Genomic DNA, 14,874 nt, shown 5'->3' on the forward strand with positions numbered 1-14,874 from the left:
GATGTTGTGGAGAAATTGAAAAAGGTATTCATCCTTTCAGATTCTCTAGGGGAAACGGCGGAACATGTAGTGAATGCTGTAGCTAGTCAATTTTCTTCTGAAGACGTGGAGGTTCACCGTAATCCTTATGTCTACGAATTTGAAGATATTGAGCAAGTGATCCGGGAGGCTAAGGAGTATCAATCGATCATTGCATACACGATCGTGATTGATGAACTGAAAGATTATTTAGATCGCCGTTCAGTAGAGGAGAACATAAAAGCTGTCGATTTGTTACATCCGTTACTTAGTGCCTTTAGTGAGTCATTTGATAAGCAACCTGGTCATCAACCAGGAATGATGAGGCGGTTGGATGAAGAGTACTTCAGGAAAGTGGCAGCTATTGAATTCGCCGTAAAATACGATGATGCGCAAGATGTTAGTGGGATCTTGAAAGCGGACCTTGTCATTATCGGTGTATCTCGAACGTCCAAGACACCTTTATCGATGTACCTTGCACATAAACGATTCAAGGTGGCAAATATCCCTTTAGTTCCTGAAGTACCTCCACCAGAAGAACTGTTCCAGTTACCTAGAAACCGCTGTGTCGGGTTGGTAATCACTCCAGATAAATTAAATGAAATTCGCAAAGAACGCTTGAAAACGATGGGATTAACATCCGGTGCCACGTATGCTCGCTACGAACGAATATTAGAGGAATTGGACTACGCAGATAAAATCATTAAACGAATCGGGTGTCCGGTGATTAACGTATCGAACAAAGCGGTGGAAGAAACTGCACACTATATTATTGAAGTTTTGAAAATAGAGAGGGGATCATAGAGATGACTAAGTTGGTTTATATGTTTGACGAGGGAAAAAGAGACATGAAAGAAACCTTAGGTGGAAAGGGAGCTAATTTAGCTGAGATGACTCGGATTGGATTACCTGTACCTTTCGGATTTACCATTTCGACTCAAGCGTGTAATACCTACTATGATTCTAATCGGAAAATAACAGGAGAACTTAAAGAGCAAGTTCTCAGCTCTTTGAAGCAGTTGGAAGAAACAACTGGAAAAAAGTTAGGTGACCCTGGACATCCTCTTCTTGTGTCTGTTAGATCTGGCGCCGTGTTTTCCATGCCAGGAATGATGGACACCGTTCTAAACCTAGGTATGAACGACGACACAGTGGAAGCGATGGCTAAGTTAACGAATAATGCTCGATTTGCTTATGACTCTTACCGTAGATTTATTCAAATGTTTAGTGATGTGGTTCTGGAAGTAGATGTTTATTTCTTCGAACAGCATTTAGAGGAAGTAAGGGAGAGAAAGGGCTACACCTCGGACCCTGAGATGACGGCGGAAGATTGGAAAGAAGTGATTACAGGATATAAGAACATAGTCAAAAAGCATACGAAAAGGACTTTCCCGGAAGATCCTAAAGAGCAACTTTTTCTCGCCATTCAATCGGTCTTTGATTCTTGGAATAATCAACGAGCAATCATCTACCGTCGCTTAAATAAAATTCCAGGTCATTTAGGTACAGCAGTTAATATTCAAAGCATGGTATTTGGTAACATGGGTGATGATTCAGGCACAGGGGTAGCGTTTACGAGAGATCCATCTACCGGAGAGTCTATTCTGTACGGAGAGTACTTGATAAACGCCCAAGGAGAAGATGTTGTAGCGGGTATTCGCACTCCTCAGCCCATCCAAACGTTACAAAACGATATGCCGGACGTATTTCAACAGTTTATCGACACGTGTAAGCGATTGGAAAGTCACTACGGTGATATGCAAGACATTGAGTTCACTGTCGAACGAGGCAACTTGTTTATTTTACAAACGCGAAATGGGAAACGAACGGCACAAGCAGCGATTCGAATGGCCGTGGAGATGGAAAGGGAAGGAATTATCTCGAAAACGGAAGCCCTTCTTCGCGTTGACCCTGATCAATTAAATCAGCTGTTGCATCAGCGTATTGACGATTCGTATGAGTTTACTAGATTAGTCAAGGGATTGCCCGCTTCACCAGGTGCTGCCACAGGTCATGTTGTATTTGATTCTGATGATGCGGAGGCCCTCAGCCAAGAAGGAAAGAAAGTCATTCTTGTTCGCCCAGAGACGACTCCAGACGATATTCATGGGATCGTTTCAGCGGAAGCGATTGTCACCAGTCGTGGCGGAATGACCAGTCATGCGGCCGTAGTCGCCCGAGGGATGGGGAAAGCATGTATTTGTGGATGTGATGGATTAAAAATTGATTTGAAAAATAAACAGTTTCGGGTAGGCGATACGGTTGTCAATTATTTAGACAGAATAACGATCGACGGGGGAACCGGCGAAATTATGCTTGGTGATATACCAATGATTGCTCCAGAGCTTTCAGAAGAATTCCAAACATTGTTGCAGTGGGCAGATGAAAAGAGAACTTTAGGCGTTAGAACGAACGCTGATACTCCAGAAGACGCTAAAAAGGCGTTAGAATTCGGTGCTGGTGGAATTGGACTTTGCCGCACAGAGCACATGTTCATGGATGCTACTCGTATACCGATCGTGCGTGATATGATTCTAGCTGAAAATCTCGATGAGCGGATGGCAGCCTTGGAAAAATTACTACCTATGCAACAAGGCGACTTTACAGAAATATTTGAGGCGATGAACGGTCATCCAGTAACTGTCCGTCTACTTGATCCTCCCCTTCACGAATTTTTACCTGACAAAGAAGAATTGATCGTGGATGTGACAAAGCTTCAAATCACTAATCCATCGTCACATGAATTAAAGGAGAAAGAACAGTTGCTAAAGAAAGTGCGTCAACTGGATGAATTCAATCCTATGTTAGGTCATCGTGGCTGTCGTTTAGGGATGGTGTATCCGGAAATCTATATGATGCAAGCGAAGGCGATTTTCTATGCTGCGGCCGATTTATTAAACAAAGGATTGGTGATGGAACCTGAAGTAATGATTCCATTAGTCGGCCACGTCAATGAGTTAAAAGCGATGCGTCAAGTTGTTGAAGAGGCTGCTGATCAAATAGAACAAGAAACAGGTAAAAAGATAAACTATACGGTTGGCACCATGATCGAAATTCCAAGAGCAGCTCTTACTGCTGATGAAATTGCTACAGAAGCTGACTTCTTTTCATTCGGCACGAATGACTTAACGCAAACGACATTTGGGTTCAGTCGAGATGATGCAGAGAGCAAATTCTTACAGCATTACATTGAACAAAACACGCTGCCTGAAAATCCATTCATGGTGCTCGATCAAGAAGGTGTGGGAAAACTAGTGGAGACGGGGGTCAAACTAGGACGAGAAACCAAACCTTCTTTGAAAACCGGCATTTGCGGGGAACACGGCGGAGAAAAAAGCTCAATAGAGTTTTGCTTTGAAAAAGGGCTTGACTACGTTAGTTGCTCCCCATACAGAGTTCCACTAGCACGTTTGGCGGCCGCTCAGGCAACAATCCGTCATAAAGTGAAAATAACAAATTAACAATATAGGCTGAAGAGAGCTACCTTGTCTAGGTAGCTCTTTTCATTAATAAAGATGTTGCGGTGGGAAAGTGGTGTCGAAATTTGTTATATGACTCAACTGGCATTCTATACGAACGAACTTGGTTATTATACAAGCGAACTCAACTTTTATATGAACGAACTGACAATCTATATAAACGAACTCACTTTTTATATAACGAAACAGCGAGTTAGTTGATAAATGTTCACACTATAAATGAATCATCTCACCGAACACAAAAAAAGAGCAGATACTCATCTGCTCTCATAGAACTTATACCCACTCGATAAACTCTTCGTCGTTGGAATTATCGTCAATTTTAACCTTTGCCACACGGATAATATTGACGTTCGCCAAATTAATCATCGCGTTCTCTAGACGAATCCAATGACCTTTTTCACGTTCCATCCAGTCATTCACTCGAGATGAGGGGTTTTCTGTGAAGTAGGAAGTTTCTTCATTGCCATTTTCAAATTCGAAAATTATTTTATATCGTTCCATTGTAAAACTCTCCTTATAAATGTAGTCATAGAAAATTTACCCCTATTTCAAAGACCTCACACTCTAAAATGGATAATTTATGGAATTGAGACTATCATCACCTGACTTTATTCTTATAATTCCTGTATAATACATGAAAAAACACAAGGAGCATGTTGTCATGAATCCAATCCTAAAAAAGATGCAATATAAAGAGTTTAAGAAAGTAGCTGTTTTAAATCCACCGGAAGAGTTTCAAGAAACATTAAATGAGTTAAAAAAAGTAACGAATGTTCATGAAAAACCGGATCCTATTTCGAAGTATGAATTTGTCCTCATATTTGTTAAAAGTGATGAAGATTTAGATAAACAGGCAAATTTTATTAGAGATGGACTGGTTGAAGATGGGATGTTGTGGTTCGCTTACCCGAAGAAGTCTTCGAAAAAATACAAAGTAAACATTCATCGAGATAAAGGGTGGCAAGCCATTCAAGAACTAGGTTTTGAAGGTGTCAGACAGGTGGCGATTGATGATGACTGGTCCGCACTTAGGTTCAGACACGTCAACTTTATTTCTTCGAAAAGAAAATGATAACGCCATCATTGACAACTATTTGAACATTGCAAGAAAAAAGTGTGAATCCTTCTAAATCAGAAGGTGAAACACTTTTTTTTATGAGTGAAAAGTCTATAATAAACACTATCTTTGAAACTTCTTTTGTTAACATCGGAGGGAAAGCAGTGAATACTCTTATAGAATTTTTAAATGATCCCCTTGTATTAATTTTTGTTATCCTTTTTTTAGGATCGGTGTTGGGACAAGTGAAGATTAAAGGGTTAAGTTTAGGTACCTCAGGAGTTCTTCTTATCGCGATGGTCTTTGGTCACTTCGGGTTTCAAGTGTCACCTGTTGTTCAAAATCTTGGACTTAGTCTGTTTATTGTAGCTGTCGGTTTGCAAGCAGGACCCCGTTTCTTTCGCATGATGAAAACATCAGGCATTGTCTTCGGGATGATTGGTCTTATTATTGTACTCATTGCTTCTTTAACTACGGTTGTTGTTTCAAACGTGTTTGGACTATCGCCAGCACTCAGTATTGGATTAATGACAGGAGCATTAACAAGTACTCCTGGGTTAGCGGCGGCACTTCAGGCAACGAACGATCCTCTGGCTTCGGTAGGCTATGGGATTGCCTATCCATTTGGGGTTGTAGCCGTAGTGTTGTTTGTCCAGTTGTTTCCGAAATTATTGAAAATTGATCTAGAAAAAGATTTAAAACGTACTGTAGGTCCGGTGCGACATAAGGCGTCTCCAGAAGCGATGACTATTAGAGTAACAAGTGATTCTATTGATAAGAAGACATTGAAAGAATTGCGACTAGCCAAGGATAGTTCCGTCGTTATTAGCCGTGTGATTCGAGGAAACAGAAATATTATCAGCTTAAGTGACACGGTCATCTTAAAAGGAGACAGACTCGTTGCAGTTGGAATCCCCTCAGACCTCATTAAATTATGTGATGAAATCGGTGAAAAGGTCGATACCGATTTTTCAAATGTGGATCACGTGAAGTTGCGAAGAATTACTGTTGATTCAGAAGATATGATCGGAAAAAGCATTCGAGAGTTGAAATTGCGTAGTCAGTTTGGAGTCACGGTGACAAGAATGGAGCGGGGCGGTTTTGAATTCAATCAAAATCCAGGATGGCGGTTAGAACGGGGAGATATCTTAACGATCGTCAGTAGTGAAGACCGTTTGAAGGAGGTAGAAACGCTATTTAGCCGAAAAAAATTAGCCGTAACGAACATTCATATTTTTTCGTTAAGTTTGATTCTATTAATTGGTATCTTCGTTGGAATGATACCGATTTATATCCCTGGCCTAGGGACAATGACGTTAGGGGTGGCGGGAGGACCATTATTCGTAGCGCTTGTTATCGGGCATTTTGGAAAACTGGGACCGATTCGTGCGAGATTCTTTCAACCTTCCAATCAAGTCATTAGAGATATTGGTCTTGTATTATTTTTAGCAGGGGCTGGAACCACAGCAGGCGAAGGACTGGTGGAAGTCGTTATGACAGAAGGAATTGGACTCGTGTTCGGTGGTGCACTCATTACAATCTTTCCTATCTTCGCAGGCTTTCTGATCGCAAAGAAGTTGTTTCATTTAAGTATTCTTCACTCTCTTGGAGCTCTTTGCGGAGGGTTAACGAGTACGCCTGGACTTGGTGCAGTGAACCAACTGACAGAGGGGGACGAACCTGCCATTGCTTATGCAGCAGCTTACCCTTTTGCCTTAATATTTGTCGCCATTGCAGCCCAATTACTCGTATTTGTCTTATGACTGTTCGAGAGATATGAGAATAAATTCCATGATAACCATGCATAATAGAACCGTCTAAGTAGTCAGAGGACGGTGTTATGCATGGTTTATTTATTACTAATTATTGGGTTCGCGTTATTAATTAAAGGGGCAGACTGGTTTGTGACGGGCGCTTCGAAAATCGCTCATCTCCTGAGAGTTTCTCCCGTACTTGTTGGGCTTACGATTGTTGCTTTTGGCACAGGAGCGCCAGAAGCAACGGTCAGTGTGATCGCTGCCTTGGAAGGGAATCCTGGAGTGACAGTCGGGAACGTTGTTGGCAGCAATATCATCAATATCGCAGCCGTAGTAGGGGTTACTGCGGTTATTTTTCCGTTGAAAGTGGAGAGTCAAACAGTACGGAAAGAGATTCCGTTTACGTTGTTAGGAAGTATAGCCTTTATGGCATTAATTATTGATGTGGGTGTGGATTCCGAAGCAACCAATCTCCTCTCTAGGGGAGATGGCATCGTATTACTCTTGTTCTTTGCTATATTTATGTACTATGTTTTTGAATTGGCGATGAATCACCGTCAAGACGAGATTACTCCAGGCGTGAATGAGCGCTCTGATGCCGAAGGAGGATGGAAAAAGAACGGTATCATAACGGTACTAGGTTTAGCTGCGATCATCTTAGGTGGTTATTGGGTTGTAGAAAGCAGTACAGAAATTGCCGTGAGATTTGGCATGAGTGAAACATTAGTTGGCCTAACTGTTGTTTCAATTGGCTCTTCGCTACCGGAATTTGTGACTTCAATTACCGCAGCGTTAAAAAAATATAGTGATTTAGCATTAGGGAATATCGTGGGGAGTTGTATCTTTAACGTTCTCTTCGTGTTAGGTATTGCATCTGTAATTACACCTCTTCCAATAAACACAGAGTTCTTCCTTGATGTCACGTTTATGATCATTCTCACATTTGTGCTGCTAATATTCTCTCGGACAAATTGGCAAGTGGGAAAAGGGGAGGGAACGGTTCTGGTGTTATCTTATTTAATTTATTTAGTTTATATAATTATGCGTAACTGATCAAAGGAAAAAATAAAGAGCGCTGATTATCATTATAATGGTTAATTAAACCCAAATATTAAATATCATAGGTATTTTCTATTGACCTCTGAAATTTTTCACATTGATTCCATCTTTAAAGTAAAATGAGTGTAGTTATATTTACTTATATAGATGGTCGATATTTCATTAATTTATATAATAAGAGGAGGTTTTACCTATGAAGTTTACTACACTGTTTAAAATTCTGTATGCGGTTTCCTTTGTGTTGGGTGTTGTAGCTATCACATTATCATTTTTGTTTGTACAAAGTTTAAATACATTTACAGATACGAAAGATAGACAAATGGAATTTCTTGAGTTAGGGAATACATTTGCAGAGGCATCAGATTATTTGACCGAACAAGCAAGACAATATGCAGTCACGGGGCATGATTATTACTTGGAGCAGTATTGGACAGAGGTTGAAGAAACTCAAAGGCGTGAATACGTCATTGAAGAATTACAGAGATTAAATGCTCCTGACATTGAATTAGATTTGTTGTCACGAGCGGGAGAAGAATCTAATGCCTTGGTATTAATAGAGGACCAGGCGATGAGTGAGGTTGAACAAGGGAATTTAGATGAAGCTCAAAACTTAATGTTCAGTACAGAGTATCAACAAAGCAAAGAAGCGATTTTAGGACCAATCAACGAACTTCAAAATACGATGAATACACGAGCATTAAATGAAGCAAACACAGCTGAACGGGCCATGTCTTTTTTTCTGATCTTATTAATATCTATTATTCTGGTCCTTATTACTCTTCTCCTGTTCATTCTAATAAGTATGCGAAGAAGGATCATCAGAAAGCTCCCTAGTTTTGTAAAGCTTGCTGACCAAGTAGCCAAAGGTGATTTATCAGGAGACGCCATTAAAGTTAAGGGCAAAGATGAAATAGGTCAACTATCCTTGGCGATTAATAATATGAAGGGAGAGTTGACTGGGCTCATAAGTCAATCACATACTTCAACTAGTCATATCTTAAGCTCTTCAGATGAAATGGAGAGAAATGTTGAGAAAACGAATCAATCTGCTGAAAAAATGAATGAAATTTTTCATCAAGTTAAGCAAGAAAGTGGGCAACAGAGAGAAGCAGCAAGAGAAACGAGTAAAGCCATGGAGGAAATGGCTGGCGGAGTAGAAGAAGTGGCGGAATTTGCTAATAGTTTGGCTGAAAAAGCGAACTTGATGAAAAATACGTCTAGTAAAGGAAAAGTAGAAGTAGAAAATACAGAGAAACAAATCGTTAAAATGAACGAGCAAACAAAGCAAGTCAATGTTAAAATAACCAGTCTAAATGAAGATTCGAAACAAATAGGCAATATGAATAATTTAATTACGAACATCGCTGAACAAACAAATTTACTTGCTTTAAATGCAGCAATTGAAGCTTCCCGTGCAGGGGAATATGGTAAAGGATTTGCGGTTGTGGCTGATGAGATCAGAAAACTATCTGAGCAATCCAAAACCTCAGCAGCAACGATCTCTTCGCTTATTCATAACGTTCAGACAAAAGTAGATGGAGCAGTGAAAGACATTGAAATTAATGAAAAAGGCTCTGAGGAAAGTGTAGAAATGATGGCCGGGGTAAGATTCAAGTTTGAATCGATGATCACTTCTATAGAAGCATTAACCAATGAAATTGAAAATTTGTCGTCAATATCAGAAGAAATGTCCGCTGGAACAGAACAAGTTTTGTCTTCATCGCAAGAGATGGCTAGTATTTCAGAGAACACGGCAAGTAATGTTGAAACAGCATCGGAAATGGCCGAAGAGCAACTTGGTTTTTCAAGTAAGATTAGCGAATCAACAAACGATTTAAAAAGGTTAGCTAATGAATTAAGAGAGAACATTAATCGATTTAACATATAACGTTACCCAGTACCTGTTCCGATAGGTGCTGTTTTGTAAGACATTCGCACAGCCTTTTGGTAAAATGAATGAAGCGTTGATAAGCACAGATAAGGGAGGTATGGTTACCTTGAATTGGCATATAAAGAAGTTTAATGAATTAACAACAGACGAGCTGTACAGCATTCTGCGAGAAAGGGTCAATGTGTTCGTCGTTGAACAAAATTGTCCGTACCCTGAAATCGATGGAAAGGATAGCCAGTCTTATCATCTATTCGTGAGAGAAAAGGGTAAAATTATTGCCTATACTAGACTTCTTCCAGCTGGTATCAGTTATTCTCAAGCCTCGATAGGGCGTGTCCTCGTCATAGAAGAATATAGAAATACAGGACTTGGAAAAAAAATTATGAAAAGATCGATTGATTACCTTCATCAAGAACTGAAAGAAAATGAGATTAAGATTCAAGCACAAGAATATGCCCTTCAGTTTTATGAGTCATTCGGATTCAAACCAGTCTCCAAGGTCTATTTAGAAGATGATATCCCTCACGTGGATATGGTATGGACAGAGACTTCAAGATAAATAAGTTAAGTCCTTTTAAAACTGATCTGTTAGGATCAGTTTTTTTGAATGTGGAAATTTTCAAGTTTACTGTTATTAGCGATGAACGTGGGGAGAAACAAGAGTACCACAACGATAGTTAGTCTCGAACAAGAGGAATAGAGGACAAAATTAAGTCAGTACAACCAATTTTCTCCTCTATCTTTCCTTACTTCAAGCCTTTTCTCATAAATACTTGATAAACGGCTAGGAAACACCCAACCAGATAAACCAACCCAATCCAGTAGTACCCATGAAATCCCATGTTCAGTGAACCTTCGGCTAGTATTAGGCTGCTCATTGCCTTAGCAGGCCAAAAGCCAGGAACGAAGGCAAAAAACCATTCTACAGCATCATGAAAGAATAAACTGGCCACTGTAAAAATCATTAACACGCCAACGACCGCTTTCATCATCGCAAACCCTTCAATTTTATTTTTCGCTAATGAATTAATAAGTAACGTGACAATTGGAGCGATGAGCGCCGACAGGAATGAAAGGAGTAGAACATATCCAATTCCAATGCTTACTAAGTTGGAAAAGAGAATAATAAAAATACTAGCTGAAAAAGCAAGAACGAAACCCATCATTAATCGAAACGATAAAAATTGAAACAGAGGTAGAGGTGTTACCATAATAGAGGTGAAAATATGATCTTCCCGGTCATCAATAATCGAAAAAGCAATGAGCGCTCCGTATATGTGTGGTGCTACAAGTGTTATGCCAGCGAGAATAATGTAGTAAAACGGCTCCAAGTTCATGTCGGCTGACCGTTCGATCCAGGGGACCACCCAACGCCCGACCACTCCGAACAGAAGTGGATAAAAAATCATAAATGCAGTTAAGGAATCACGTGTCCATTTTTTTGTTTCAGTTTTGATAAAACCTCGATATACACTCATATTATTGTCCTCCTTCTTTTTGCGAGAACTCGTCAAATTTCTTTAAAGTCACGAAAAAGATCACGATGATCAATCCGATTAGAAAGATCGTCGACCACCATAGTTCACTTGTCTCAACAGGTAAACCTGCAGAGGCATTTAACACATTCATGGAGGCTTGCGTTGGAACAATATAGAGAATGTATTGGAACCAATCGTGCTGAATCACTTGAAGTTGCACGAGGATGACAGGTAGAACAAAGATAAGCATATAACCTGTTGAACGCATGATTAAACTAGTGAAATCTTTAGCGTAGAAACTCATCCAAAAACCTAGAATGGCATGAAAGAGTCCAACGAGACAAACGGCACCGACGAAGGCGAGCAAGTTCATTTCAATATTTTTCACATAATAAGCGAAAGCGAAAAGAATCAAGACTGTGATCAAATTAGAAACGACGATGGCAAAAGCTTTTGATAAAATATAGTCACTTTTTCTAATCGGCGTGACCATAAAGGTTCGAAATGTCCCTTCATGTTTTTCGAAAAACATGATCGCTCCAACGAGGATAATGGACATAATTGAAGCGTCGACGAAGATGAGCATCGCAAACAGTTGATTAATAAAAAGCGCATCGACAAAATATAGAAAGGCAATCCAAAATGCTACGACAAATAGAGAGGAGGGAAGGATCTGGTATTTGTTCATTCGCTGAAGTTCCCCGACAGTTAGTGTCAAGAAGTTATTCATCGATTTTCACTCCTGTCATTTCAATAAAGATATCCTCTAGTGTTGTCTCTTTGCTATGAATTGTTAAAACGGTGTAGTCCTTGATTATAGATAAAAATGTCTCATCGCTTCCGATACGGTCGAGATTAAATGTGTTGGTTTGGGCTGAATCGCCTTTTAGATATTCAACGGTAACGGTTCGTTCGCTTCCTTTTAATTTCAGGTTTTTAGGAGTGTCGATCTCTGCAATCGCTCCATTGGCCATGAAAGCCACGCGATCACACAATTCATCCACATCGTTCATGAGGTGGGTTGTAAGGAGCACGGTGCCACCTTGATCTCGGAACTCTTTAATCATATTTTTGATGATTCGAGCGTTGACTGGGTCGAGACCATTGGTTGGTTCATCTAGGAATAACATCGTTGGCTGATTGATCATGGCCCTGACGAAGTTCAGACGAGCCTTCATTCCTTTTGAAAAGGAGCTCACTTTCTTGTTTCGGTCGTCGTACAAACCAACTCGTTTAAGTAATTCGTCCGTATCTGCAGGGTTCTTGTATAGTTTTTTGAAAAACGAGACGTTTTCTTCCGCAGTCAATTTGGAAAAATGAACGGGCATTTCAAAACCTACACCGATATCTTGAAAATAATCTTTCCCGTAACTGGATAAGTCTTTCCCTTTATATTTAACAGTGCCTCCATACCCTTTAATTAGCTTTGTGAGAACTTTTTGGGTCGTGCTTTTTCCGACTCCACTAGGGCCTAAAAGTCCGAAGATCTCACCTTCTTGAATATGGAAGTTTACTTCTCTCAGTGTCTCTTCTTGCTCATTTGGATAACGATAGGTTAAATTGTGTATCTGAAACATGTTCAATCCCCCTTTTTAACTTCGATTCCTTGTCTAAAGATCTTAATCATCTCCTCGACGGCCTTCATGTATTCATCTGGATGCTCAAACCAAGTCGTTCCAGTCAAATAATAATCACTAATGGATAAATTCATTTGATAAAACAAGAATGCAGCAGTATTAATGTCAATATCTGAACGAACTTCCCCTTTTTCCTGACCTGACCTCAAGAGATCAACGAAGAAAGCTTTTGTTTGTTTTTCTTGGTCACCGAATATCTTCTTTCGAAACATAGGATCGCCTTTAAACAAAATGTTACCGATAGAGGCGAACTTCGGATGCTCTTTGGCGAAAGTAAGCCCTGCAGAGTAAAGTCCAAACAGTTTGTCAAAAAATTTAGCCTCCTTATTATGCAAATACTGTTGCAAGTACTGCATCTTGGCTTGGCCGATGAGTTGGGTGACATGCCGGTATAAATCTTCGAGGTTTTCAAAGTATTGATAAAAGCTGCCACGTGAGATCTCTGCTCGTTTAATTAATTTATTAATACTCACTTCATAAAAATGAGTAGTAGAAAACTCGTCAATAGCGATGTCAATGATCCGTTGCTTTTTTTTCTCTGGTAAATTATAAAACGTTGATGTTGGCACGAAAACTCTCCTTTCTAGACGTAATGAATGGTATGTGACAGGGTTGTCATGTTGTTACTATTATATTATGACAACATTGTCACAATGTCAAATATATTTTGCTGTTAGATGTTCAAAAGGGTGAACTGAATGCTTACTTTAAGTGGAGAAAGTAAAGGTAAGCCAGCAGCAAGAAAGGAAGTTCTGAAGACCATGACACCACACAAAAAAAGCTTGGAGCTGATATCAAACACAGCTTCCAAGCTATCTAAAAGTTATTTCAAAAAATATACTCTCGTCTCAAAAGGCTTCAAAGAAATAGCCTTTGATTCTTCGTGTGAATCAACTTGATAATTTGCTAACACGAGTTGATCGCTTGATACGGTTAAAGATTCTTCTTCTGCTGTCCACTCTGCAACTTCGGCTGTTAAGTTTGCAATGACGACTGCCACTTCACCATTTAGTTCGCGTTTGTATGAGAAGATTTGCTTATCGTCTGCTAGAAGTAAGTCATATCCACCATATGTGAAAATGTCATGATTTTTTTTCAGTTGAATCATGTTTTTATAGAAATGGAGAATGGATTGTTTATCTTCAAGCTGGGTTTCCACATTCACTTCTTTATAGTTTGAGTTAACCTTCAACCACGGCTTTCCAGTTGTGAATCCCGCATTTGGGTCACTTGACCATTGCATCGGCGTGCGGCTGTTGTCCCGTGAAGTATGGGCAAGACCTTCAATGATCTTCTCAGGAGAAACTCCTTCTGCCGTTTTTTCTGCGTACATATTTAATGCGGCCACATCATTGTAGTCTTCGATTGAATCGAAATAGATGTTCGTCATGCCGATTTCTTGGCCTTGGTAAATATAAGGCGTTCCTTTCATCAAGAAATACATAGCGCCAAGTGATGTTGCACTTTCTCGCCAATATTCCTTGTCATTCCCCCAAGTAGATACCACACGGGCTTTATCATGATTCTCAATAAATAATGCGTTCCAACCGTCATGCTCCAACCCTTTTTGCCAGCGAGTCAGCACTTTTTTCAATTGAACCACGTCCAGGCCGCCGCCTACTTCATAATCCCATAAGTCTAAATGTTCGAATTGGAATACCATATCCATTTTCCCTTGTTCACCAACCCACATGTGAGCTTCATCCACACTCACACCATTGGCCTCACCAACGGTCATTGTGTCAGGATAGTTGGCATAAGTTTCTTCTTTATATTCTTGCAAAAATTCGTGAATTCCTTCTTGGTTCATATGCATATCAAAGGAAGGAACGAAATTTTTCCCTTCGTCATTTGGAAGGTCTGGAAAGCCTGGACATTTTTTAATATGGCTGATAGCATCAATGCGGAAGCCATCGACACCTTTTTCCAACCACCAGTTGACCATATCATACAGCGCTGATCGTACGTCTTTATTTTCCCAGTTCAAGTCTGGTTGTCTGCGGGAAAAAACGTGAAGGAAATATTGATCTGTTTTTTCATCATACTCCCAAGCTGAACCGCCAAAGATACTTTCCCAGTTGTTCGGTTCGGCACCATTTTTTCCATCCCGCCAGATGTACCAGTCTCTTTTCGGGTTATCTTTACTAGAACGCGACTCCACAAACCAAGGGTGTTCATCACTTGTATGATTTAATACCAAGTCGATAATCAGTCTCATCCCACGCTTATGAACTTCTCTTAAAAGTTCGTCAAAGTCAGCCATTGTCCCAAAGTCTTCTAGAATATCTTGATAATCAGAAATATCATAGCCGTTATCATCCAAAGGTGATTTATACATCGGACAAATCCAGATGAAGTCTACACCTAATTCTTTTAAATAGTCTAAGCGCTGTATCATGCCTTGAAGATCACCAAATCCGTCTCCATTACTATCTTGAAAACTTCGAGGATATACTTGATATCCAATTGCTTCTTTCCACCATGTTCTTTCCATT

Annotated in this window: 13 protein-coding genes; 7 read left to right on the forward strand and 6 right to left on the reverse strand. The window is 39.9% G+C overall.

All coding sequences use genetic code 11. The features are described 5' to 3' along the window. The first annotated feature begins 6 nt into the window (after positions 1–6). Both CR194_RS15820 and ppdK read left to right on the forward strand, forming a co-directional pair. On the forward strand, positions 7–822 hold the full coding sequence (locus CR194_RS15820) for a pyruvate, water dikinase regulatory protein (RefSeq protein WP_110610809.1): 816 nt from the start codon (positions 7–9) through the stop codon (positions 820–822). A gap of 2 nt (positions 823–824) precedes the next feature. After that, on the forward strand, positions 825–3,479 hold the full coding sequence (gene ppdK, locus CR194_RS15825; protein ID WP_110610811.1) for a pyruvate, phosphate dikinase: 2,655 nt from the start codon (positions 825–827) through the stop codon (positions 3,477–3,479). 294 nt (positions 3,480–3,773) lie between these two features. Here the strand turns inward: ppdK and CR194_RS15830 are convergent, their stop codons facing one another. Beyond that, a complete protein-coding gene (locus tag CR194_RS15830; protein WP_110610813.1) occupies positions 3,774–4,001 on the reverse strand; it encodes a hypothetical protein in 228 nt (75 codons plus the stop codon). Positions 4,002–4,161: 160 nt separating this feature from the next. Between CR194_RS15830 and CR194_RS15835 the strand changes: the two genes are divergently transcribed. The 5 genes from CR194_RS15835 to CR194_RS15855 all read left to right on the forward strand — a co-directional run bounded on the left by CR194_RS15835 (position 4,162) and on the right by CR194_RS15855 (position 9,823). Beyond that, complete coding sequence (locus CR194_RS15835; RefSeq protein WP_110610815.1) at positions 4,162–4,572, forward strand: hypothetical protein; 411 nt, start codon at positions 4,162–4,164, stop codon at positions 4,570–4,572. 149 nt (positions 4,573–4,721) lie between these two features. Continuing rightward, a complete protein-coding gene (locus CR194_RS15840) occupies positions 4,722–6,320 on the forward strand; it encodes an aspartate:alanine exchanger family transporter (protein WP_233254397.1) in 1,599 nt (532 codons plus the stop codon). An 81-nt stretch (positions 6,321–6,401) separates the two neighbouring features. Then, positions 6,402–7,367 carry a calcium/sodium antiporter gene (locus CR194_RS15845; RefSeq protein WP_110610817.1) on the forward strand — a complete coding sequence of 322 codons (966 nt, stop codon included), beginning with the start codon at positions 6,402–6,404 and terminating at the stop codon, positions 7,365–7,367. Between the two features lie 199 nt (positions 7,368–7,566). Continuing rightward, entirely contained in the window at positions 7,567–9,261 is a 1,695-nt protein-coding gene (locus tag CR194_RS15850) for a methyl-accepting chemotaxis protein (RefSeq protein WP_110610819.1), read from the forward strand. A 109-nt stretch (positions 9,262–9,370) separates the two neighbouring features. Continuing rightward, complete coding sequence (locus tag CR194_RS15855) at positions 9,371–9,823, forward strand: GNAT family N-acetyltransferase (RefSeq protein ID WP_110610821.1); 453 nt, start codon at positions 9,371–9,373, stop codon at positions 9,821–9,823. A gap of 187 nt (positions 9,824–10,010) precedes the next feature. On the opposite strand, the gene CR194_RS15860 is transcribed toward CR194_RS15855, so the two are convergent. The 5 genes from CR194_RS15860 to CR194_RS15880 all read right to left on the reverse strand — a co-directional run bounded on the left by CR194_RS15860 (position 10,011) and on the right by CR194_RS15880 (position 14,873). Continuing rightward, positions 10,011–10,742, reverse strand: a complete 732-nt coding sequence (locus CR194_RS15860) for an ABC transporter permease (RefSeq protein ID WP_110610822.1) — start codon at positions 10,740–10,742, stop codon at positions 10,011–10,013. 1 nt (position 10,743) lies between these two features. After that, a complete protein-coding gene (locus tag CR194_RS15865; protein WP_110610824.1) occupies positions 10,744–11,472 on the reverse strand; it encodes an ABC transporter permease in 729 nt (242 codons plus the stop codon). Continuing rightward, entirely contained in the window at positions 11,465–12,319 is an 855-nt protein-coding gene (locus tag CR194_RS15870) for an ABC transporter ATP-binding protein (protein ID WP_110610826.1), read from the reverse strand. The genes CR194_RS15865 and CR194_RS15870 overlap by 8 nt, the downstream gene beginning before the upstream one ends. A gap of 2 nt (positions 12,320–12,321) precedes the next feature. Beyond that, positions 12,322–12,948 (reverse strand): TetR/AcrR family transcriptional regulator, encoded by a 627-nt coding sequence (locus CR194_RS15875; RefSeq protein ID WP_110610828.1) that lies wholly within the window; start codon positions 12,946–12,948, stop codon positions 12,322–12,324. Between the two features lie 254 nt (positions 12,949–13,202). Beyond that, positions 13,203–14,873, reverse strand: a complete 1,671-nt coding sequence (locus CR194_RS15880) for a glycoside hydrolase family 13 protein (RefSeq protein WP_110610830.1) — start codon at positions 14,871–14,873, stop codon at positions 13,203–13,205. Position 14,874: the final 1 nt, after the last annotated feature.

The organism is Salipaludibacillus keqinensis (genome assembly GCF_003226325.1).
GTDB lineage: Bacteria > Bacillota > Bacilli > Bacillales > Salisediminibacteriaceae > Salipaludibacillus > Salipaludibacillus keqinensis.

Bases quoted from the DNA above. Each gene is read 5' to 3' on its own strand.
- ppdK (WP_110610811.1), top strand. From the start codon at position 825: ATGACTAAGTTGGTTTATATGTTTGACGAGGGAAAAAGAGACATGAAA.
- CR194_RS15830 (WP_110610813.1), bottom strand. From the start codon at position 4,001: ATGGAACGATATAAAATAATTTTCGAATTTGAAAATGGCAATGAAGAA.
- CR194_RS15835 (WP_110610815.1), top strand. From the start codon at position 4,162: ATGAATCCAATCCTAAAAAAGATGCAATATAAAGAGTTTAAGAAAGTA.
- CR194_RS15845 (WP_110610817.1), top strand. From the start codon at position 6,402: ATGGTTTATTTATTACTAATTATTGGGTTCGCGTTATTAATTAAAGGG.
- CR194_RS15850 (WP_110610819.1), top strand. From the start codon at position 7,567: ATGAAGTTTACTACACTGTTTAAAATTCTGTATGCGGTTTCCTTTGTG.
- CR194_RS15860 (WP_110610822.1), bottom strand. From the start codon at position 10,742: ATGAGTGTATATCGAGGTTTTATCAAAACTGAAACAAAAAAATGGACA.
- CR194_RS15865 (WP_110610824.1), bottom strand. From the start codon at position 11,472: ATGAATAACTTCTTGACACTAACTGTCGGGGAACTTCAGCGAATGAAC.
- CR194_RS15870 (WP_110610826.1), bottom strand. From the start codon at position 12,319: ATGTTTCAGATACACAATTTAACCTATCGTTATCCAAATGAGCAAGAA.
- CR194_RS15880 (WP_110610830.1), bottom strand. From the start codon at position 14,873: ATGGAAAGAACATGGTGGAAAGAAGCAATTGGATATCAAGTATATCCT.